The organism is Luteimonas yanweni, assembly GCF_039548475.1.
Taxonomy (GTDB): Bacteria; Pseudomonadota; Gammaproteobacteria; order Xanthomonadales; family Xanthomonadaceae; genus Luteimonas.
The window spans coordinates 101443-122418 of the sequence record NZ_JBCLVC010000007.1 but is presented as its reverse complement, the minus strand read 5'-3'; the positions used below and the strand labels follow the sequence as shown (position 1 = coordinate 122418).

At 70.8% G+C, this 20976-nt stretch carries 17 protein-coding genes; 5 read left to right on the top strand and 12 right to left on the bottom strand.

The genetic code is table 11. The annotated features are described in order from the left end of the window. Positions 1–2 precede the first annotated feature (2 nt). Entirely contained in the window at positions 3–473 is a 471-nt protein-coding gene (bfr, locus tag WCE39_RS03525) for a bacterioferritin (RefSeq protein WP_343275332.1), read from the top strand. Positions 474–552: 79 nt separating this feature from the next. Here the strand turns inward: bfr and WCE39_RS03520 are convergent, their stop codons facing one another. The 3 genes from WCE39_RS03520 to WCE39_RS03510 all read right to left on the bottom strand — a co-directional run bounded on the left by WCE39_RS03520 (position 553) and on the right by WCE39_RS03510 (position 5603). After that, a complete protein-coding gene (locus WCE39_RS03520; RefSeq protein ID WP_452299558.1) occupies positions 553–3021 on the bottom strand; it encodes an ATP-binding protein in 2469 nt (822 codons plus the stop codon). A gap of 28 nt (positions 3022–3049) precedes the next feature. Beyond that, entirely contained in the window at positions 3050–4912 is a 1863-nt protein-coding gene (locus WCE39_RS03515; RefSeq protein WP_343275331.1) for an EAL domain-containing protein, read from the bottom strand. A gap of 67 nt (positions 4913–4979) precedes the next feature. Then, the gene (locus WCE39_RS03510) at positions 4980–5603 is read right to left on the bottom strand and encodes a DUF4126 domain-containing protein (RefSeq protein ID WP_343275330.1); all 624 of its coding nucleotides are present in this window, start codon (positions 5601–5603) and stop codon (positions 4980–4982) included. A gap of 97 nt (positions 5604–5700) precedes the next feature. Here WCE39_RS03510 and WCE39_RS03505 point away from each other — a divergent pair, with 97 nt between their 5' ends. The 4 genes from WCE39_RS03505 to WCE39_RS03490 are packed head-to-tail and all read left to right on the top strand — an operon-like array spanning position 5701 to position 8745. Further along, positions 5701–6396, top strand: a complete 696-nt coding sequence (locus WCE39_RS03505; protein WP_343275329.1) for a DUF6776 family protein — start codon at positions 5701–5703, stop codon at positions 6394–6396. Positions 6397–6428: 32 nt separating this feature from the next. Further along, positions 6429–6803 (top strand): iron-sulfur cluster insertion protein ErpA, encoded by a 375-nt coding sequence (gene erpA / locus WCE39_RS03500; RefSeq protein WP_343255788.1) that lies wholly within the window; start codon positions 6429–6431, stop codon positions 6801–6803. Further along, positions 6800–7735, top strand: a complete 936-nt coding sequence (nudC, locus tag WCE39_RS03495; RefSeq protein ID WP_343275328.1) for an NAD(+) diphosphatase — start codon at positions 6800–6802, stop codon at positions 7733–7735. The genes erpA and nudC overlap by 4 nt, the downstream gene beginning before the upstream one ends. 38 nt (positions 7736–7773) lie before the next feature. Further along, on the top strand, positions 7774–8745 hold the full coding sequence (locus WCE39_RS03490) for a hypothetical protein (RefSeq protein ID WP_343275327.1): 972 nt from the start codon (positions 7774–7776) through the stop codon (positions 8743–8745). A gap of 3 nt (positions 8746–8748) precedes the next feature. Here WCE39_RS03490 and WCE39_RS03485 read toward each other — a convergent pair whose 3' ends face one another. From WCE39_RS03485 to accC, 9 genes are all read right to left on the bottom strand, one after another. Next, the gene (locus WCE39_RS03485; RefSeq protein WP_343275326.1) at positions 8749–10659 is read right to left on the bottom strand and encodes an MFS transporter; all 1911 of its coding nucleotides are present in this window, start codon (positions 10657–10659) and stop codon (positions 8749–8751) included. Between the two features lie 182 nt (positions 10660–10841). Then, entirely contained in the window at positions 10842–11828 is a 987-nt protein-coding gene (locus WCE39_RS03480) for an LLM class flavin-dependent oxidoreductase (RefSeq protein ID WP_343275325.1), read from the bottom strand. 101 nt (positions 11829–11929) lie between these two features. After that, on the bottom strand, positions 11930–13216 hold the full coding sequence (gene purD, locus WCE39_RS03475; protein WP_343275324.1) for a phosphoribosylamine--glycine ligase: 1287 nt from the start codon (positions 13214–13216) through the stop codon (positions 11930–11932). Between the two features lie 111 nt (positions 13217–13327). Next, positions 13328–14911, bottom strand: a complete 1584-nt coding sequence (gene purH / locus WCE39_RS03470) for a bifunctional phosphoribosylaminoimidazolecarboxamide formyltransferase/IMP cyclohydrolase (protein WP_343275323.1) — start codon at positions 14909–14911, stop codon at positions 13328–13330. 69 nt (positions 14912–14980) lie between these two features. Further along, entirely contained in the window at positions 14981–15253 is a 273-nt protein-coding gene (gene fis / locus WCE39_RS03465) for a DNA-binding transcriptional regulator Fis (protein WP_343275322.1), read from the bottom strand. A gap of 46 nt (positions 15254–15299) precedes the next feature. Continuing rightward, positions 15300–16421: a DUF3426 domain-containing protein gene (locus tag WCE39_RS03460; RefSeq protein ID WP_343275321.1), complete on the bottom strand. Its 1122-nt coding sequence runs from the start codon at positions 16419–16421 to the stop codon at positions 15300–15302. A 40-nt stretch (positions 16422–16461) separates the two neighbouring features. Further along, positions 16462–17385 carry a 50S ribosomal protein L11 methyltransferase gene (gene prmA, locus WCE39_RS03455; RefSeq protein WP_343275320.1) on the bottom strand — a complete coding sequence of 308 codons (924 nt, stop codon included), beginning with the start codon at positions 17383–17385 and terminating at the stop codon, positions 16462–16464. 86 nt (positions 17386–17471) lie between these two features. Then, positions 17472–19463 (bottom strand): hypothetical protein, encoded by a 1992-nt coding sequence (locus WCE39_RS03450; protein ID WP_343275319.1) that lies wholly within the window; start codon positions 19461–19463, stop codon positions 17472–17474. Positions 19464–19603: 140 nt separating this feature from the next. Then, positions 19604–20974, bottom strand: a complete 1371-nt coding sequence (gene accC, locus WCE39_RS03445; RefSeq protein WP_343275318.1) for an acetyl-CoA carboxylase biotin carboxylase subunit — start codon at positions 20972–20974, stop codon at positions 19604–19606. Between the last annotated feature and the right edge of the window lie 2 nt (positions 20975–20976).

The following is a 20976-nucleotide window of genomic DNA, read 5'->3' as shown; positions in this document are numbered from 1 at the left end:
CCATGAAGGGCGACCCCAGGGTCATCGAGTTCCTCAACAAGGCGCTCTACAACGAACTCACCGCGATCAACCAGTACTTCCTGCACGCCAAGATGCTGAAGAACTGGGGCCTCGAAGACCTCGCCAAGCACGAGTACGAGGAATCGATCGACGAGATGAAGCACGCCGACCAGCTGGCGGACCGCATCCTGTTCCTCGAGGGGCTGCCGAACTTCCAGGCGCTGGGCAAGCTGCGCGTGGGCGAGTCGCCGCGCGAGATCCTGGAGTGCGACCTGGCGCTCGAACTTGACGGCCTGCCGCTGCTGCGCGAGGCGATCGAGTACTGCGACGGCATCAAGGACTACACCAGCGGCCGCCTGTTCAAGGACATCCTCGATTCCGAGGAAGAGCACGTCGACTGGATCGAGACCCAGCTCGACCTGATCAACCGCGTCGGCGAGCAGAACTACCTGCAGTCGAAGATGGGCGGCTGAGATCGCCCCGGGGCAGGCGCAAGACCTGGTGCCGCTGAAGGCCAGGTGCCTGCCATGGCAGGAGGAGTCCGGGTGACTCCTACGCCTGCGCCGCGCTCGCCGCCTTCAGCGCCGCGCGGGCCCGGTTGAACTCGTTGGCCACCAGCGCCACCGCCACGGCGGGGCGCTCGAGCAGGCGCTCGCGGGCGCCCAGCTCGACGCGCTTGGCCGCGGCCGACAGCGACATCGCGCCCAGGTTGGCGCTGGATGACTTCAGCGAATGCGCGGCGTCGCGCAGCGCGTCGTAGTCGGGTCCTGTGGCCGCCTGCTCAAGGGTGCCGACCAGGCGCGGGGTGTCGGCCAGGAAGACGTCGATCAGGTGGTCGAGGTCGCCGCCGAGCATGGCGCGCAGCTCTTCGAGGATCTCGTGGTCGAGTACCGGCGGCAGCGTGGGCGGCGGGACCGTGGGCCGCGGCGCTGGCGGGACCGGAGTGGCGGCGATCGCGGGTGCAGCCGCAATCGGGGGCGCAGCCGGGCTTGCCGCCAAGCCATGCACCTCCGTGCCGTCGTCGGGTCCGGCGACGGGGGGGATCCCGTCCACGACCTCGATCTCCGCATCGGCGGCATAGGCCCCGGCGTCGCGGCCGATCATGTCGCCGGTCTCGGGATCCACGTCGTAGGCTTCGCGCTGGGCAGCGGCCGCCGCCGTTTCGGCGTTCCACCAGCGCGCCAGCGTCCGCTCCAGCTCACTGCGGGTCACCGGCTTGGCCAGGTAGTCGTCCATGCCGGCGTCCAGGCACTTCTGGCGGTCGCCGGCCATTGCGTTGGCTGTCATCGCGATGATCGGCACGTGGCGGCCGTCGCCGGCGTCCTGTTCGATCTCGCGCCAGCGACGGGTGGCGGTGTAGCCGTCCATCACCGGCATCTGGCAATCCATCAGCACGACGTCGTAGCGCGACGCCTCCATGCGCAGCAGCGCGGCTTCGCCGTTGCTGGCGGTGTCGCAGGTGATGCCGAGCACAGACAGCAGGCGCTGGCCCACCATCAGGTTCACGGGGTTGTCTTCGACCAGCAGCACGCGCGCGGCGCGCATTGGAGCCGAGGGCAATGAGGATGCGATGGCGTTGGCCATGGAGAGGGGTTCCCTGACGTGGTCCGGTGCCTGTAAGGCGTTCCCGCCCAGGAGGGCGGCACGGAGGTCGGCGTCGGGGGACTGCCGGCTGAGGAGGGTGACGCTGCGTTGCAGTTCATCGGGCACCGGATCGTCCCCGTACAGGCAGACGAGCTTGAGGTCGCCGTAGACGGCCTGGCGGCCGAGGTTGCGGTGCAGGGCCACCGCGGTGCTGCGCATGCCGGCAAGGTCCGCCAGCACGAGGGAATAGGCCCAGGGCGCGCCCTGGTTCGCCGCCGCGCGCAGGCGGTCGAGGGCTTCCTGGGTGGTTTCGACCGCGCTCATGCGCAGCCCCCAGTTGGGCAGCAGCATCGACAGCCGCAGGCGCAGGCGCGGATCACCGCTGAGCAGCAGCAGGCGTCCGCGCGCCGAGTTGTCCTCGGCCACGGTGGGCATGTCGCCGGCGGCCTTGAGCAGCGGGATCTCGAACCAGAACGTGGCGCCGTGGCCCTGCTCGGATTCCACGCCGATGCGGCCGCCCATCAGGTCGACGATGCGCTTGGAAATCGCCAGCCCCAGCCCGGTGCCGCCGTACAGGCGGGTGGTCGATGCGTCGGCCTGGCTGAAGGCCTGGAACAGGCGCGCCTGCGAACTGGCCGGGATGCCGATGCCGGTATCGCGCACTTCGAAGCGCAGCTGGTGCTGGGCCGCGGTCTCGCCGTTGCGGCGCACGCTCACCGTGACCGAGCCGCGCTCGGTGAACTTCACCGCGTTCGAGACCAGGTTGCCCAGCACCTGGCGCAGGCGCACCGGATCGCCGCGCACGGCCAGGCGCACGGCCGGGTCGATGCTGAGGCTCATGCGCAGGCCCTTGCCCTGCGCCGGCCGGTCCATGAGCTGCATGACGCCATCGAGCAGTTCGCGCAGGTTGAAGCCGGTGCTCTCGAGTTCGAGCTTGTCGGCCTCGAGCTTGGAGTAGTCGAGGATGTCGTCGACGATGCGCAGCATCTGCTGCGACGAGGTGTAGGCGGTGCGCACCAGCTCGGCGTGGTCGGGCGCCAGGCGCGCGTGCATCAGCAGGTCCAGCATCGGCACGATGCCGTTGAGCGGGGTGCGGATCTCGTGGCTCATCGTGGCCAGGAACTCGCCCTTGGCCATCACCGCCGATTCCGCGGCTTGCTTGGCCTGGCGCATCTGGGTTTCGAGCTGCGCGTGCTGTTCGATCTGCGCCTGCAGCTGCTCCATCACCGCCTCGTCGCGGCGCGCGCGCTCCTCGGCTTCGTCCATTTCCTGGTCGCGCTTGCGCACGCTGACGTGGATGGCGATCACCGTGAACAGCACCAGCAGCACCAGCACCAGCGCCGCATGTTGCCAGGGCCCGGCCAGCCCGAGGGCGTCCAGCACCAGGGAAAGCGTGGCGCCGGCAGCCGCGCCCAGCGCCAGCCAGCGCAGCATCATTGCCGAGGGTCGTCCGCGTGTCAGCATCTCAGAGCACCGAGTGGTGGAAGTCGAAGTCCATTTCTCCCGCGGCCTGCTGCACCAGGTTGCCCTGGATGAAGTCGACGCCGCTGATCCAGAGCGTCGCGGCGGCCTGCGGATCCTCCACCTGCTGGCCGATGACGCACAGGCCCAGGCGGTGCGCGCGCTCGATCGCCTGGCGCATTTCATCGCGCACGGCCGGGTCGTCGAGCTTCTGCGAATAGCGCGACGCCAGCCGCACGTAGCCCAGCGGCAACTGGGCGAGCAGGGCGTCGGCCTCGCGGCCGGACTGGTACTGGCCCAGGCACAGCTGCACCCCCGCCGGCACCATGGTGTCGCAGAATTCGCGCAGGGCCAGGGCGTGGATCAGCGCTTCGTCCTGGCGCACGTCGATCACGATCCGCGCGCCCTCCACGCCATAGGCGGCAAGCATGCCCAGCACGTGGTCGGCGTGGCCGTCGCGCGCCAGGCTGCGCGCCGACTGCGACACGAACAGGCGCACCGGCCGGCCCTCGGCCACGCGCTGGTGCAGCACCGTCACCGCGAGTTCCAGCACGCGGGCATCGATGTCGTGCATCAGGTCGGCGGCATCGGCGGCGGGCAGGAAGTCGGCCGCGGCCTGCAGCTTGCCGCCGGTGTCGCGCATCCGGAGCAGCGTCTGGAACTGGGCCTCGTCGCCGCCGGCCACCGCCACCACCGGCTGGAAGGCGAGTTCGAAGCGGTTGTCGGCCAGCGCCCGGCGCACGGATTCGGCCATGGCCTGGTCGTGGTCGCGCTGGCGCGGCGGCTGGTAGCCGGCGACGGCGGTGGGCTGGGCGCGGGCCTCGCGCAGGGCGCGTTCGGCGGCGGCCAGCGCGCTGCTCGCGTCGCCATAGGCGTGGGCCAGGGTGGTGTAGCCGACGAAGGCGCGCAGGCGCACCGGTTCGTCGTTCGCGCTGAAGCCTTCGCGGCCGAGCGCGTCGCGCAGCGCACGCGCGCTTTCGGGCAGTTGCGCGGGTTCGAGCTCGGCGGCGTGGATCAGGTAGATGCTGTCGCTCAGGCGCGACACCGCGTGGCCGGACGCGGCTTCGCCGATCCGGGCGGCGGCATCGGTGAGCAGCTGTTCCAGCCCGGTATAGCCGTAGCGGTCGCGGAGCACGCCGATGCCCGCGATCTCGACCATGAACAGCGCGCCCTTGCCGTCGCCGGGGATCATCGAGTTCAGGCGCTGCAGCATGTGCGAACGCGTGAACAGGCCGGTGACCGGGTGGCGGCCGCCGCCGCTGCGCTCGCGCTGCAGCATGCGCGCGCGGCGCACGCGGCTCTGCACCGCGGCGATCAGGTGCCGCGGCCGAACCGGCTTGGTGAGGAAGTCGTCGGCGCCCACCTCGAGCACTTCGAGCTGGCGCTCCGGGTCCGGGTCGCCGGTCAGGAAGACGATCGGCACGTGGCCGTAGGCGGGATCCAGGCGGATGAGGTTGGTCAGCTCCACGCCGTCCATGCCGGGCATGTGCAGGTCCATCAGCACAAGGTCCGGGCGGAAGGTCCCGAGCGATGCCATCACCTCGGTGGCCACCGAGACCACAGCGGCCTGCATGCCGGCGCCGCTGAGCACGCTTTCGGCGAACAGGGCCTGGCTGAGGTCGTCCTCCACCACCAGCACGCGATAGGGCGCCTCGGGGCTGCCGTCGGCGGCGACCGGGGGCGTGACCGCGGGAGGCGGAAGCTCGACCGGGGACGCATCGGCGTGCACGGCCACGGGCGGCGCGGCATCTTCGCACCAGCGGCGCCAGTAGCCGGCCGGCGGGAATTCGGCGCGCACGGCACCACCGGGCAGGGTCGCTGCCTGGCCCGTGTCCGCTGCGGTCCGTGTGCCGGGTGCTGCGCTCACTGCGGGAGCCCTCCGTGGGCAGGGACGGAGGTGCAGCGCACCTTGCGCTCCCCCCGAATCGCCAAGCCTACAACGAACCGCCTCCGCGGTCCTGCGATGCCGGTCGCGCCCGGCCCGCCACGGCCGCGGACCGGCGCCCGAACAGCCGGCGCCAGACCCACCACAGGCCCAGGGCGAGCAGCAGGCTCAGTGCCAGCGCGATCCCCAGGGCCAGCAGCGGGTTGGCCAGGGCCAACGCGAGCAGGCCGATCGTGGCGACGTCCTCGGTCGCCGAGGCCCCCCAGTTGCTGAGCGGCTCGGGAGATGCATTGATCAGCACCCGGCTGCCGGCCTTGAGCGCATGGCTGCCGAGGGCGACGCCGGCACCGGTGGCGAGCATCCCGGCCGACAGGTCGCCATCGGGCGAGAGCGCGGCCGCGGCCAGGAAGGCGCCCGCCGGCACCCGCGCCAGCGTCTGCAGAAGGTCCCAGCCGGAGTCGACGCCGGGGATCTTGTCGGCGAAGAATTCGACCAGCGCCAGGACGCCGGAAATCCCCAGCACCCAGGGTGACGCGGTGACCTCGAGCGCCGCGGGCAGCTCCAGCCAGCCCAGCGCGCCGGCCACGCCGACGCCGAACACGGTCAGGTAGACGCGGACGCCGGCCAGCCATGCAAGCAGCACGCCGGCGGCAAACAGTTGGGCTTCCGACATGGCCGCGCTCCCCGGGACGGTGGTGGACTGCGATGGCGCGAAGTATATGCGTGGCCACGTTCGCCCGGCGCTCAGGCGCGGGCGTTACCATGCGGGGATGCCCGACACGCCCCCGCCCGAACACCCGTACCCGCGCGCGCACATGGTCCTGATGGCGGTGCTCGTGGCCTGCCTGCTGTTCGGCATCTGGGGTGCCTGGACGGTCTCGGTCAGCGCCGGCCGCGGCGACGATACCGCGCTCCGCAGCGAGGCCGAGGCCCTGCGCCAGGAGGTCGCCACGCTCGCGCGTTCGGACCAGGTCAGCCGCGAGGCCAACGGCGACCTGCAGATCGCGCTGGCCGAGCGCGACGAGGAAATCTCCGCCCTGCGCGCGGACGTGGCCTTCTACGAGCGCCTGGTCGGCAGCACCAGCCAGCGTCGCGGCCTGACCGTGCACGGCCTCCGACTGCAGTCGCAGGGCGAGGGCGCCTGGCACTTCACCGCCACCCTGACCCAGACCCTGAACCGGGCCGCGGTCAGCAGCGGCGAGCTGACGATCGAGGTCGAGGGTTCGCGCAACGACAGCCTGGAGCGCCTGGACTGGACCGCGCTGCGCCAGCTCGACGACGCACCGGGCGTGGAGTATTCATTCAAGTATTTCCAGCAGGTCGACGGCGACCTGATGTTGCCGGGGGATTTCAAGCCGCTGCGCGTGATCGTGCGCCTGGCACCGCCGCGCGGCCAGGCGGTCGAACAGTCCTTCACCTGGGCCGAGGCCACCGCGGCGACGCCACGTTCCGCGCCGGATGCTTGAAGCCCACGGCCCCACCCCCCATGCTTGATGGCATGAGCACCACCATCGATCTTTCCGCCCCCGGCTACCAGTCGCTCGACCGCCCGCTGGAGTTCACCCCGTCGGCCGCGGCCAAGGTTCGCGAACTGATCGCCGAAGAGGGCAACGACGCCCTCAAGCTGCGCGTCTATATCCAGGGCGGCGGCTGCTCGGGCTTCCAGTACGGCTTCGAGTTCGACGAAGAGCAGGGCGACGACGACCTCGCCGTGGCGACCGACGGCGTGACGCTGCTGGTCGACCCGCTGAGCCTGCAGTACCTGATGGGCGCTGCGGTTGACTATGTCGAAAGCCTGCACGGCGCGCAGTTCACCATCCGCAATCCGAACGCGAAGTCGACTTGCGGCTGCGGCAGCAGCTTCACCGCATGAGCCCGCGGCGCGCGGCGCCGTTCGCCTTCGTCGAGGCGCCGCTGGATCGCGCCGAGAACATCCGTGACGACAACGAGGCCCTCGCCCGCCTGTGGGCTACCGGGCGCGCGCTCGTGCTCGATGCGGAGGGACGCGCGTGGGCGACGGCCGATGGTTCGCTGCTCGCGCCGCCCGCGATCGATTTTGCCGACGGGCCCGACGCGGCCCTGTTCCTGGGTTTGCGTGGCGACGAGGGCTGGTTCGCGGTGCGCGCGGAAGATGCCCATGACCCCGCTGCGCGCGGGGTCGCGGACACGCCCGGTGCCGCAGCCATGGCGCCGCCGCTCTGCGTCGACCTGCGCAGCGCGGCCGCGCAATGGCCGGATTTCGAGGCCACCGCCTTCGCCCAGGCGCGCGCGGTGTTGCACTGGCGCGCGCGGCACCGCTACTGCGGGGCCTGCGGCGCGGCGCTGGAGTACCGGCGCGCGGGTTGGCTTGGATGTTGCGGCGGCTGCGGACTCGAGCACTACCCGCGCACCGATCCGGCGATGATCGTCGCGGTGAGCGATGGCGATCGCCTGCTGCTCGGTCGCGGGCCCGGCTGGGCGCCGCGGCGCTATTCGGTGCTGGCGGGCTTCGTCGAACCGGGCGAGTCGCTGGAGCAGACGGTGGTGCGCGAGGTGCACGAGGAATCCGGGGTGCGCGTGCTGGGCTGCCGCTACCTGGCGTCGCAGCCGTGGCCGTTCCCGTCGTCGCTGATGCTGGGCTTCGAGGCTGAAGCCGCACCGGACGTGCCCCAGTGCCTGAGCGACGAGCTCGAGGATGCGCGCTGGTTCACGCGTGACGAAGTCGGCGCAGCGCTGCGCGACGAGTCCGGCCCGGATGGGCTGCTGCTGTCGCCGACCATCTCGATCTCGCGCTGGCTGATCGAGCGCTGGCACGGCCGCGGGTGACGGCGGCCGCCGTCGCCGGCTGGCGCTAGAATCAGGGCATGTTTCCGACTCTGTTCGCGGTCGTGGTAGCCCTGGTGCTCGGCCACCTGGCGCCCTGGTTTGCCGCCGCCGTCCGCGACGACGGCTGGTATCGCGCCCTGCTGCGCTGGCTGGATGGTCGCTTCCGCGAGGACGCGTTCTGGCGCGGGCGCTGGGGCCTGCTGTTGGCGCTGGTCCCGGTAGTGCTGGCGGTCGGTTTCCTGCAGTGGCTGCTGCACGGCGTGGCGTTCGGGCTGCCGGCGCTGGTGTTCGGCGTGGGCGTGGTGTTCTACGCCTGGGGCCCGCGGGATCTTGATGTCGACGTGGCCGCGGTAGTCGATGCGGAGGATTCCGCCGAGCGCCGCGAAGCGCTTGCACGCCTGCGGCCGCCGGCCGCGGCCGGCGCGGCCGACGCCGGAGACGAGATCGGCCGCGTCTTCATCGCCGCGCTGAGGCGCTGGTTCGGCGTGCTGTTCTGGTTCGTGGTCCTGGGCGCGGTGGGCGCCCTGCTGTACCGGCTGGTGGCGATCGCCGCCGAGGACGAGCCTGCGCTGTACCTGCCGGCCGGCACGGTGGAGGGCGCGCGCCGGCTGCTGGTGCTGCTGGACTGGCCGGTGGCGCAGTTGATGGCGCTGTCGCTGGCGCTGGTGGGCAACTTCGACGTGGTGGTGTCGGCCTGGAAGGCCGCCGGCGGCATCGGCCTTGCGCAGGGGGTCGACGTGCTGGCCGCGGCCGGGCGCGCGAGCGTGCGTCGTGAGCTTGACGACGCGGTCCGCGAGGCCGGCTCGGTGGAGGCTGGCGTCGAGCGCGGTGCAGGATCCGGTATCGAACCCGGCCACGCCGGGGTGCCGCCGATGGCGGCGCCCATGGCCACGGTGCTCGATGCCCCGCTGGACCAGGCCATGCGCGACGCCATGTCCCTGGTGTGGCGCGTCCTCCTCGCCTGGCTCGCCCTGCTGGCCCTGTTCGTCGTCGCCGGCTGGGTCAACTGACCGTCAGGGATGGTCGCCGCGCAGTGCGCGCACCCTCGCTTCCAGCATCGCGGCGTCGGCTTCGCGTCCGGGAACCGGCGCGCCGGCGATGACCGCGACGTGGGCGCGGAAGCGGCGCGGCACCCGCATGAGGCCAAGGCGCCCGCTTGCAGCCGACGGGCTGCGCCGGCTCCACATGCTGCTCCACATCCCGCGCAGGGCCATCGGGACCACCGGCACCGGACGGCGTTCGAGGATGCGTTCGACGCCCGATTTGAACCGCGCAATCCCGCCATCCGACGTCAGCCGGCCTTCCGGGAAGATCAACACCAGCTCGCCCTCGGCGAGTGCCGCGTCGATGCCGTCGAACGCGCGCTGCATCATCGCCGCGTCCTCCTTCGGGCTCGCGATCGGGATCGCGCCGGCGGCCTTGAAGATCCATCGCATCACCGGGATCTGGAAGATCCGGTAGTACATGACGAAGCGCACCGGCCGCGGGATGCTCGCCGCGAGGATCAGCGCGTCCATGTAGCTGACGTGGTTGCAGACCAGGAGCGCCGGGCCCTCGTCGGGCACGTGGCGCTCGATGCCGTGCAGCTCCAGGCGGTACAGGGTGCGCACGAGCAGCCAGCTGACAAAGCGCATCGCGAACTCGGGCACGATGGTGAAGATCCACGTCGTGACCAGCAGGTTGGCGATCGCCACCGCCAGGAAAACCTCGGGAATGCTCCAGCCCAGCACCTGTTGCAGCACCAGCCCCGTGACCGCCGCAGTGACGATGAAGGCCGAATTCTGGATGTTGAGCCCGGCGAACACGCGTGCCATCTCGTGCTTTGGCGTGCGGCTCTGGATCAACGCGAACAGCGGCACGATGAACAGGCCGCAGGAGAAGCCGATGCCGGTGAGGTCGATCGCGATGCGCCAGCCGTGGTCGCCGGCGAGGAAGCCGGCGATATCGAGTCCCACCTGTGGCGCCAGCCCGCTGCGCGCGAAGTAGAGGTCCAGCATGAAGGCACTGATGCCCAGCGCGCCCAGCGGCACCAGGCCGATCTCGACCGTGCGCGCGGAGAGCTTTTCGCACAGCAGCGAGCCGGTGCCGACGCCGACCGAGAACAGCGCAAGGCCGAAGATGTACAGGCTGGTCGAGCGCTCGGCGGCGCCGAGGTGCAGCTCGGCGTAGTTCGGCAGCTGCGCGGTCAGCACGGTTCCCACGAACCAGAACCAGGAGACACCGAGGATCGCGTTGCGCACCGCCAGCGTGCGCCGGGTCAGCTTCCAGATGCGGACCGACTCCGGTACAGGGTTCCAGTTGACCTTGAGCCCGGGCGCACCCGCATCGACGCGCGGGATCGTGCGTGCGACCACGTTGCCGATGACCGCCAGCGCGATCACCGAGGCCGCGGCCGCTTCCGCGCCCCACGCGCCGGCGATCTGGAAGACCAGCCCGCCGTAGATCATGCCGGCGAGGATCGACAGCGAGGTGCCCATCTCCACAAGGCCGTTGCCGCCGGTGAGTTCCTCGGGCTTCAGCACCGCCGGCAGGATCGAGTATTTCACCGGCCCGAACAGCGTCGACTGCATGCCGGTGGCGAACAGTGCGACCAGCAGCAGCGGCATGTTGCCGAGCAGGAAGCCGATGCCGGCCAGGGTCATGATCGCGATCTCCATCGTCGTGGTGATCACGATCAGGCGCTGCTTCTCCAGCTTCTCGGCGAACTGGCCTGCGATGGCGGAAAACAGGAAATAGGGCGCGATGAACAGCGCCGGCGCGAGGTTGGTGTAGAGCGTGCGCTGCTCGCTGTCCACGCCCAGGTAGAACAGCAGGCCGATGATGGCCTGCCGGTAGACGTTGTCGTTGAAGGCACCCAGTGCCTGCACGGCGAAGAAGGGCAGGAAGCGCCGCTCGCGCAGCAGCTGGAACTGGGAATAGGCCATGCGGACCCCGGACGGTGTGCGGCGAGCCTAGCGCAAGCCCGCGGAACCGGCCATCGCCCCCGCCCGTCGCTGCTGTGGGGCCAGATACCGACGTCCTTGTGGGGGTAGCGACAGTGAAACATTGATCGCAGCTATAGCTGCTCCCGCAAAGACAGCTGCTCCCGCGGGGGAAACGTTGGTTTCTAGAGGGTGGCGGCGATTTCGGATATCGCCTTGAACGAGCGCAGGCGATGGTCGAAGTCGAACACGTCGGAGACGATCATGAGCTCGTCTGCAGCGGTGCGATCGGTGAGCGCGCGCAGGCCTTCGCGCACGGTGTCGGGGCCGCCGTAGATGCTGTGCGCCAGCATGTGCGAGGCCTGGGCCTTTTCCTGCGGCGTCCAGTACTGCTCGATGTCGTCGATCGGCGGCTTGGTGAGGTCGCGCGCGCCGCGGAAGATCCCGGCGAACGACATCTGCTGCGAGGTGGCGAGGAACTTCGCCTCGTCATCGGTCGGCGCCGCGATCACGTTGACGCCCACCAGCGCATACGGTGTGTCGAGCTGTGCCGAGGGCTGGAAGCGGCTGCGGTAGATCGACAGCGCCTGGTCCAGCATCTGCGGCGCGAAGTGCGAGGCGAAGCCGAAGGGAAGACCGAGTTCTGCCGCGAGCTGGGCGCCGAACAGGCTGGAACCGAGGATCCACAACGGCACTTCCGTGCCCGAGCCGGGCACGGCCTCCACGCGCTGGCCGGGGCGCGTCGGCGACAGCCAGGCCTGGAGCTCCTGCACGTCCTGCGGGAAGCGGTCGCTGCTTGCGGGGTCGCGGCGCAGGGCGCGCACGGTGACCTGGTCGGTGCCGGGCGCGCGGCCCAGGCCGAGGTCGATGCGTCCCGGGAACAGCGTGGCCAGCGTCCCGAACTGTTCGGCGATCACGTAGGGCGCGTGGTTGGGCAGCATGATGCCGCCGGCGCCGACGCGGATCTTCGAACTGCCGCCGGCGACGTGCGCGATCACCAGCGAGGTCGCCGCGGTGCTGACCGCCGGCATGTTGTGGTGCTCGGCGATCCAGAAGCGCTCGTAGCCCCAGCCTTCGGCCTGGCGGGCGAGCTCGCGGGCTTCGTCGAGCGCGGTGCGGATGTCGCCGCCCTCGCGCACGCGGCCGAGTTCGAGGATCGAGAGTCGGGGCATGGCTGGAGTTTCCGTCGCAATACAGGTGGAACGAGCCTAGCGCATGCACACGCACGGCAACGCGACATCACTGCAACGCTGCACCGCCGCGGACTGGCCGTTCAGCCTTGCTCGCGCTCCACCGCCCGCCAGCCGATGTCGTGGCGATGGAAGCCCCCGCGCCACGAGATGCCGGTAACGGCCGCATAGGCCCGCGCCTGTGCATCGGACACGCTGTCGCCCAGTGCGCAGGCGCAGAGCACGCGCCCACCGGCGGTCACCGCGCGTCCGTCCACGAGGCGGGTGCCGGCGTGGAACACCTTCGTGTCGGCGGTCTCCACAGGGGCGATTCCGTCGATGGCGTCGCCGAGCCGTGGCGAGTCGGGATAGCCCTCGGCGGCCATCACCACGCCCAGGGCCGGACGCGGATCCCAGTCGGCTTCGACGCCCGCCAGCACCCCGTCGATCCCGGCTTCGACGAGCGTGGCGAAGTCCGAGCGCAGGCGCATCATGATCGGCTGCGTTTCCGGGTCGCCGAAGCGCACGTTGAATTCGATGACCTTCGGCGCGCCGTCGGCGTCGATCATCAGGCCGGCATAGAGGAATCCGGTGAACGGCACGCCGTCGGCGGCCATGCCCGCGACGGTCGGTTCGATGACCTCGCGCATGATCCGCGCGTGCACCTCGGGCGTGACCACCGGTGCCGGCGAATACGCGCCCATGCCGCCGGTGTTGGGGCCGATGTCACCGTCGCCGACGCGCTTGTGGTCCTGGCTGGTGGCCATGGGCAGCGCGGTGCGACCGTCCACCATGGCGATGAAGCTGGCTTCCTCGCCGTCAAGGAATTCCTCGATCACCACGCGCGCGCCGGCTTCGCCAAAGGCGTTGCCGCCGAGCATGTCGCGCACCGCGTCCTCGGCTTCGTCCAGCGTCATCGCCACGATCACGCCCTTGCCCGCGGCCAGGCCATCGGCCTTGACCACGATCGGCGCGCCGGCCTCGCGCAGGTGCACCAGTGCGGGCTCGACCTCGGTGAACACCGCGTAGTGCGCGGTCGGGATGCCGTGCCCGGCAAGGAAGTCCTTGGCGAAGGCCTTGCTGCCCTCCAGCTGGGCGGCCACGGCGGACGGCCCGAAGATGCGCTGGCCCTCGGCCTGGAAGCGGTCGACGATGCCCGCCACCAGCGGCGCCTCGGGCCCGACCACGGTGAAGGCCACGCCCTGGTCGCGGGCCAGCGCCAGCAGCGCATCGATGTCGGTCGCATTCACCTCGACGTTGCGGCAGCCGGCCTCGGTCGCGGTGCCGGCATTGCCCGGCGCGACCAGCACCTCGGACACCCGCGGCGACTGCGCCAGCCTCCACGCCAGCGCGTGCTCGCGCCCGCCCGAACCGATCACAAGGATTTTCATGTCTTCAGCCCGCCTGCTGGAAAACCTGTTCGAATGGAGGTGTGGCAGCGCAGGGCGGGGCCCGGAGTTCACGCAGCGAACTTCGGGATCGATGCCAGGCGCAGCCGGGAATCAATGCCTGAAGTGTCTGACGCCGGTGAACACCATCGCGATGCCATGCTCGTCGGCGGCGGCAATCACCTCCGCATCGCGCATCGAACCACCCGGCTGGATCACCGCTCGGATGCCCGCCTCGCCGGCGGCATCCAGGCCGTCGCGGAAGGGGAAGAACGCATCGGACGCCATCACCGATCCGGGCACCACCAGGCCCGCGTCCGCGGCCTTGATGCCGGCGATGCGAGCGGAGTACACGCGACTCATCTGCCCGGCGCCGACGCCGACGGTGGCGCTGTCCTTCGCGTATACGATGGCGTTGGACTTCACGTACTTGGCCACGCGCCAGGCGAACAGCAGGTCGCGCAGTTCGGCCTCGGTGGGCGCGCGCCTGGTCACCTGCTTCAGTTCGCCCGCCGTCATGCCTCGGTTGTCCGACGACTGCAGCAGCAGGCCGGAGCCGATGCGCTTGCTGTCGTAACTGTTCATGCCCTCGCCGTGCGGGATGCGCAGCACGCGCACGTTGGCCTTCTTCGCGCAGTACTCGAGCGCCCCTGACTCGTAGTCCGGCGCGATCAGCACCTCGACGAACTGGCGGTCCAGGATCGCCTTCGCCGTGGCCGCGTCCAGCGTGGTGTTGAATGCGAGGATGCCGCCGAATGCCGAGGTCGGGTCGGTGGCATATGCGCGCTCGTAGGCCTCGCCGCAGCCCGCTGCGGTGGCCACGCCGCAGGGGTTGGCGTGCTTCACGATCACGCAGGCGGGCGCGTCGAACTGGCGCACGCACTCCCAGGCCGAATCGGCGTCGGCGAGGTTGTTGTAGCTGAGCTCCTTGCCCTGCAGCTGGGTGAAGGTGGCCAGCGTGCCGGGCACCGGATACATGTCGCGGTAGAAGGCGCCGGACTGGTGCGGGTTCTCGCCGTAGCGCAGGTCCATCACCTTCACGAATGCGGTGCCCATCTGCGCCGGGAATTCGGCGCGCGCCGGCACGTCCGCGGTCGCGTCGCCGATCGCCGACAGGTAGTTGCCGATGGCCGCGTCGTACTGCGCCACGCGGTTGAACGCCGCCACCGAGAGTGCGAAGCGGGTGGCCGCGGACAGCGTACCGTCGTGCGCGTCCAGTTCGTCGGCGATGCCGGCGTACTGCGCCGGATCGGTCGCTACCGCCACGCGCGCGAAGTTCTTCGCCGCCGAGCGCAGCATCGCCGGGCCGCCGATGTCGATGTTCTCGACCGCGTCGGCGAGCGTGCAGTCCGCCTGGGCGGTGACCGACTCGAAGGGATAGAGGTTCAGCACCAGCAGGTCGATGGCGCCGATGCCGTGCTCGGCCATCACCGCATCGTCGACGCCGGCGCGACCGAGCAGGCCGCCGTGCACCACCGGATGCAGGGTCTTGACCCGGCCGTCCATCATTTCCGGGAAGCCGGTGGCGTCCGAGACGTCGCGCACCTCGAGGCCGGCCTCGCGCAGGGTGCGGGCGGTGCCGCCGGTGGAGAGCAGCTCGACGCCGCGCGCCGCAAGGGCCTTGGCGAGTTCAACCAGGCCGGTCTTGTCGGACACGGACAGCAGGGCCCGGCGCAGGGGCAGGCGATCGGTGGTCATTGCACGTGGGGGCAGCGGAGAGGCCCCGATTATACGGCGCGCCGACGACCCGCCCCGGCGTTGCGGGGATCAGACGATCCCGTAGTCGCGCAGTTTGCGGCGCAGGGTCGCGCGGTGGATGCCGAGCATGGCGGCGGCGCGGCTCTGGTTGCCTTCGCAGTGGTTGAGCACTTCCACGAACAGCGGGATCTCGAGCTCGCGCAGGGCGATGCCGTACAGGTTTTCCGCATCGCAGCCGTCGAGGTCGCGGATGTAGCGGCGCACGGAATTCGCCACGTGCTCGCGCAGCGGCGCCCGTTGCGTGCCGCGTGCCTGCGGCTCGTTGCTGTCGGCGGCGTTCAATCGGACCCCTGGACCATGTCGCGCAAGCGCGCGATCGGAAACGAGTCTAACGCGCGGCGCCCGCGCCTGCCATTGGCGCGGGCCCGTCGCGGAAATCGAAGGCGAAGCTGACCGCGCCGGGACCGGGCTCGAGCACGTCCATCCGGATCACGGCGCCCTGGCCGCTGGCGAGCAGGTCCGAGGGTGGCCTGCCGCCCAGGTACTCCGCCGCGGTGAATTCGCGCGTGCCGAGCGGGCGGCCGTCGATGTCGGACAGCGTCAGCACGATCCCCGGCCAAGGCTGCGCCCAGGCGGCGTCGTTGCGGAAGCTGGCGGCGATGCGCAGCGCGTTCGCGGCCCGGGGGTGCGGACGCACGTCGCGTTCGAGCAGGGTGAACGCACCGGCCTCGCGCCAGGGCGGCACGGTGCAGCGCAACAGGCCGCAGGCGCCAGCGACCACCGGCCGCCAGCCCGGGTCGCCGGCCAGCCGCGCGCGATCGGCCAGCAGCCATTGCAGTGCCAGCAGCAGCGCCAGGGCGATGACGGCGGCGGGCAGCGCCCATCCGTGGCCGGCTCGTGCGTCGGGCGCGTCGCCGCGACGGGCGCGGGCGAAGCTCGGGGCCGCACGACTGGCGGCGCGCTGCGTCTTTGGCGGCGGCGGAGCGGCGGTTGGCTGGGCGGCTCCGGCTGCCGGGTCCGGGATGACGGGCTGTCCGGCGTCCGCGGCCGGGTCCCCGGTGGCTGGCTGAAGCGGGCTCGTCGGTGCCGCGTTCGTGGATGGCAGGCCATCCCGGTCCGCCGCAGGTGTCGCGGCGTCATCCGCGGGCACCGGAACCTGCACTGCGCCCCGCGACGCGGCCGGTCCGGGCTCCGGCTTCGGTTCGGGGTCGGGCTCCGGCTCCGGCTCGGGGCCGGCCGGCGGCGGTGCCGGTACCTGCAGCAGCGTGGCGATCGAGATCGCGGGCTGCGCAGCGCCATCGTCCGCCGGATCCGCGGCGCCGGTTCCCGGCATGTCGAATGCCTCCGAGATCGCCGCGGCCACGCCGCTGCGGGCGTCGTCCACCGTGGCCGCCGCGCCCGCGGGAAGGTCGCGCAGCGGCGCCGCGCAGCGGGGGCAGCGTTCCGGGGGCAGGTCGGTGGCCGGGTCGGTGGCGACCAGGCCGCGACAGGAGGGGCAGTTGACGAACATATGCCCTATTCAAGCACGCGCGCTTCGCGGCGGGCAGCCGTCAGCGGCGGCGGATGCCGTCAATGCGAACCCAGTCACCATCGACCGTGACCGAGAGCCCGTCGAACCACTCGCCGTAGCGCGCGAGCAGCGCGTCCTGCTGGCCGACGAGGATGCCTGACAGCGCCAGGCGGCCGCCGGGTCCGACGCGAGCGGCCAACTCGCCGGCGAGCGCATCCAGCGCCGAAGCGAGGATGTTGGCGACCACCACCGGCCAGGTGCCGGCGGGCGCGTCAGCGGGCGCGTGCACCGCCAGACGTTCGCCTACGGCGTTGCGCGCGGCGTTGTCGGCGGTCGCCAGCAGCGCCTGCGGGTCGTTGTCGATGCCGGTGGCGTGGGCGGCGCCGAGCTTGAGCGCGGCCAGTGCGAGGATGCCGCTGCCGCAGCCGAAGTCGAGCACGCGCACGCCGTCCAACAGGCCGTCGCTGGCCAGTCCGTCCAGCCAGCGCAGGCACAGCGCCGTGGTGGGATGGGTGCCGGAGCCGAAAGCCAGACCCGGGTCCAGGCGCACGATGGCGGCGGCGTCGTCGCTCGCGGCGCCGTCGGGCAGCTCGTGGTTCCAGGGCACGATCCAGGTGCGCTCGCCGAAGCGCAGCGGCGCGTACTGGTCCATCCATGCGCGCTCCCAGTCCTGGTCCTCGACGTTGCGGAACGACACCCGGCTCCAGTCCAGGCCGGAGTCGAAGCTCTCCAGTGCAGCGAGCAACAGCAAGGGGTCGGCGTCGTGCGGAAACAGCGCGCTCAGCGAAATCGCCGCCCAGAGGGGTGTCTCGCCGACGCCGGGCTCGAGGATCGCGCGTTCGTTGCCGGTATCGGCGTCCGCATCGAGCATGGTGACCGCCAGCGCGCCGACGTCGTCGAAGGCGTGCTCGTAGCGGGGCTGTTCGGATTCGCGGCAGTGCAGGGTCAGTTCAAGGAAGGGCATCGCGCGGGGCCGGACCGGGGACGCATCATGGTACCGGCCCTCGTGCGGGGCTGCCGGCCCGGGATCGCCCCGGGCCGGCAACGGGCTCAGCCGCCCGGCACCAGGGTCTGGACCTGGAAGGCGGTGCCGCGGCCGGTGCCGTCGGCGCGCAGGGTGGCGGTGCCGCCCACCGGCGACTTCGTGGAAAGCACGGTGAAGGAGTACAGCTCGCCCCAACCCAGCGAGCGGCCGCCGGAACCCGCGCGCCACTCGATGCCGTCGGCGCCGGCCTCGAAGGCCCAGTCGTTCGCCGCATCCAGGTCGCCATCGCGGACCGTGGTGCCGGTGACGAACGCGCCCGAGCCGGTGGCCAGGGCGAAGGCGTCGAAGCCCTGCGTCGAACGGATGCGCAGGTTGGGCGAGTTGCCTTCGGTGTCGGCGAAGGCGAAGTCGAAGTTCATCAGCGCGTAGTGGTACTGCCAGGTGCCCCCTGGCAGGCGCTTGACCTTGACCCCCAGCTTGGCGTGCGAGTCCCCGGACACCAGCTCGGTCATGAGCTTGCGTTCCTTGGTCGGGTTCATGTGCGGGTTGCGCGGGTTCAGCGGCGCGCTGCCGCTGGCGAACCAGCGGTCGATCGCCGAGCCCAGGCGCTCCACGCTGGTCCCGATGTTCCAGATGCTGCCCGTCCACGACGGCGTGGTGAGCTTGGTGGACATCGAGTTGTAGATGTCGATGTCCTTGCGCGCGACGTACCAGGACTCGAACATCCAGGTGGCGCCGGGGTTGGCGGTGGCCGACACCTGCGATTCGCCGACCAGCATGCGGTGGGAATAGTTGTCGCCCGGCGCGGTGTTCTGGGCGCCGTTGCAGTCGGGGTCGAAGATCGAGCCGCAGCGGCCCCAGAGGCCCGGGCCGGGCAGGATCTCGTCGCGCGAGGTCATGCCCTGGGTGTAGTCGTTGTTGCCGACCGAGTAGGTGTCGGTGCAGCCGCGGCCGAGCGCGTGTCCGTGGTGGTCGTTGCTGTCCAGGCAGCTGCCGTTGGTGGTCAGGTAGGCGTGCTTCACGCCGGAGCGGCCGACCTGCTCGAAGCTGCCGTCGGCGTTGGTCCGGTACATGTTCCAGATCAGGTAGGGATGCTGGTCGTTGTTGTACGGCGCCGAATTGCCCGAGAACTTCTGGTGCCAGGGGATGCTGGCCGTCCACATCGCGCGGCTGGTACCCAGAGGGTCGTTGGGCACGGTGGCGTTGATGCTGCCTTCGTTGACGTTGTTCTTCAGCGTGGCCGACGGCGCGATGGCCATGGTCCCGTTGCCCGCGGGCCCGCTGCAGCCCTGGCAGCGCAGGTACTGCGCGAAGGTGCTGAGCATGAAGATGTCGTTCTGGTAGGTGCCGCCGTCGGGCGCGGGATCGCCGTCCCAGGTGATGTGGTTGGCCATCGGCCGGAGGTCGCCGCTGCCGCGCACCTGCACCGGCACGTCGAGCTGCAGCTCGGCGATCGCCATGCCCGCGGCATACGGCGCGCCGATGCGTTGCGCCAGCCGCTCACTGATCCGGATGTCGGAGGAGCCGATGGTGAACGACGGCGGATCGTCCAGCAGTTCGTGCATCACATGGTCGACGTGGAACCAGGCCACGCCCTTGGCGTCGACCAGGTCGAACTCGGGTTCGGCGCCGCGCTTGACCGCGCGCGGGACCAGGCGGAAGCCGTCCAGGTCGATGCTGCCGCCCTTCAGCTGCATCACGTAGCCGCCGCGGGCCTGCAGTGCGCCGCCGGCCATCTGCCGTGCATAGCCGTTGTCCACGAAGAAGCTCATCTGCAGGGCGTCACGCAGCGCGAAGCGCTCGGAGCCGTCGGACGTGAGCTGGCCGTGGACGGAGCCGGGCACGATGCGCATGCCGAGGTCTCCGGCAAGGTCATGGTTCCAGCGGATGCCGATGTCGCCGCCGCCGATGCTCCATGGCCTCGCGGCCTTTTCGGTGGTGGCGCCCTCGGGCGCGGGTGCGGCGGTACGTGGCTGTGCGACTACGATCCCGGCGGTGGCCGTGGCCAGAAGGCCGCCCAACACGACGGTTGCGACCCTGCTCTTGCGAACGCGCATCGATCCTCTCTCCCTTGTCGTTTGTACCGGCCCCCGTGCCCGGTGAACGATCGAGCATATGCGAGCTGGCCGGAGCCACCAAGGTGCGGTGCGACATGGCGCCGCCGCTGGACACGGCGGCGCCTGTTCAGGAGCGACGCTCAGAGAATCGAGAGCGAGGTTTCCTTGCGCTCGGTCAGGCGCTTCTCGAGGTAGTGGATGTTGCGCCCGCCTTCCTCGAAGCCGCGGTCGGCGAGGATCCGCTGCTGCAGCGGGATATTGGTGCGGATGCCGTCGACCACCATCTCGCTGAGCGCGACGCGCATGCGGCAGATCGCCTGCTCGCGGTCGGCGCCGTGGACGATCAGCTTGCCGATCATCGAGTCGTAATTGGACGGCACCCTGTATCCCTCGTAGACGTGGCTGTCCACGCGCACGCCGGGGCCGCCGGGTGCGTGGAAGTGCTGGATCAGCCCGGGCGAGGGCAGGAAGCTGTCCGGGTCCTCGGCGTTGATCCGGCATTCGATGGCATGCCCGCGCAACACCACGTCTTCCTGCCGGATCGACAGCGGGCGGCCGGCGGCGATCAACAGCTGCTCGCGGATCAGGTCGATGCCGGTGACCATCTCGGTGACCGGGTGCTCGACCTGGATGCGGGTGTTCATCTCGATGAAGTAGAAGCGGCCGTCCTCGAACAGGAACTCGAAGGTGCCGGCGCCGCGGTAGCCGATGCGGATGCACGCGTCCACGCAGACCTGGCCGATCTCCGTGCGCATGGCCTCGGTGATGCCCGGTGCCGGCGCTTCCTCGACCACCTTCTGGTGGCGGCGCTGCATCGAACAGTCGCGCTCGCCCAGGTGGATGGCCTTGCCCTGGCCGTCGGCCAGCACCTGGATCTCGATGTGGCGCGGGTTCTCGAGGAACTTCTCCATGTAGACCATGTCGTTGCCGAAGGCCGCCTTGGCCTCCTGCTTGGTGGTCGCCACGGCGCCCGGCAGCGCGGCCTCGGTGTGGACCACGCGCATGCCGCGGCCGCCGCCGCCGCCGGCCGCCTTCACGATCACCGGATAGCCGATCCCGCGCGCAAGCCGGATGTTCTCCGCGGCGTCGTCGCCCAGCGGGCCGTCCGAGCCGGGCACGCAGGGCACGCCGGCGGCCTTCATGGCCTTGATCGCCTCCACCTTGTCGCCCATCAGCCGGATGGTGTCGGCCTTGGGGCCGATGAAGGTGAAGCCCGACTGCTCCACGCGTTCGGCGAAGTCGGCGTTCTCGGCCAGGAAGCCGTAGCCGGGGTGGATCGCCTGGGCGTCGGTGACCTCGGCGGCGGCGATGATGCTGGCCATGTCCAGGTAGCTTTGCGGCGAGGGCGCCGGGCCGATGCACACCGATTCGTCCGCCATGCCGACGTGCTTGAGGTTGCGGTCGACGGTGGAATGCACGGCGACGGTGCGGATGCCCAGCGCGTGGCAGGCGCGCAGGATGCGCAGCGCGATCTCGCCGCGGTTGGCGATGACGACCTTGTCGAGGGGCATGT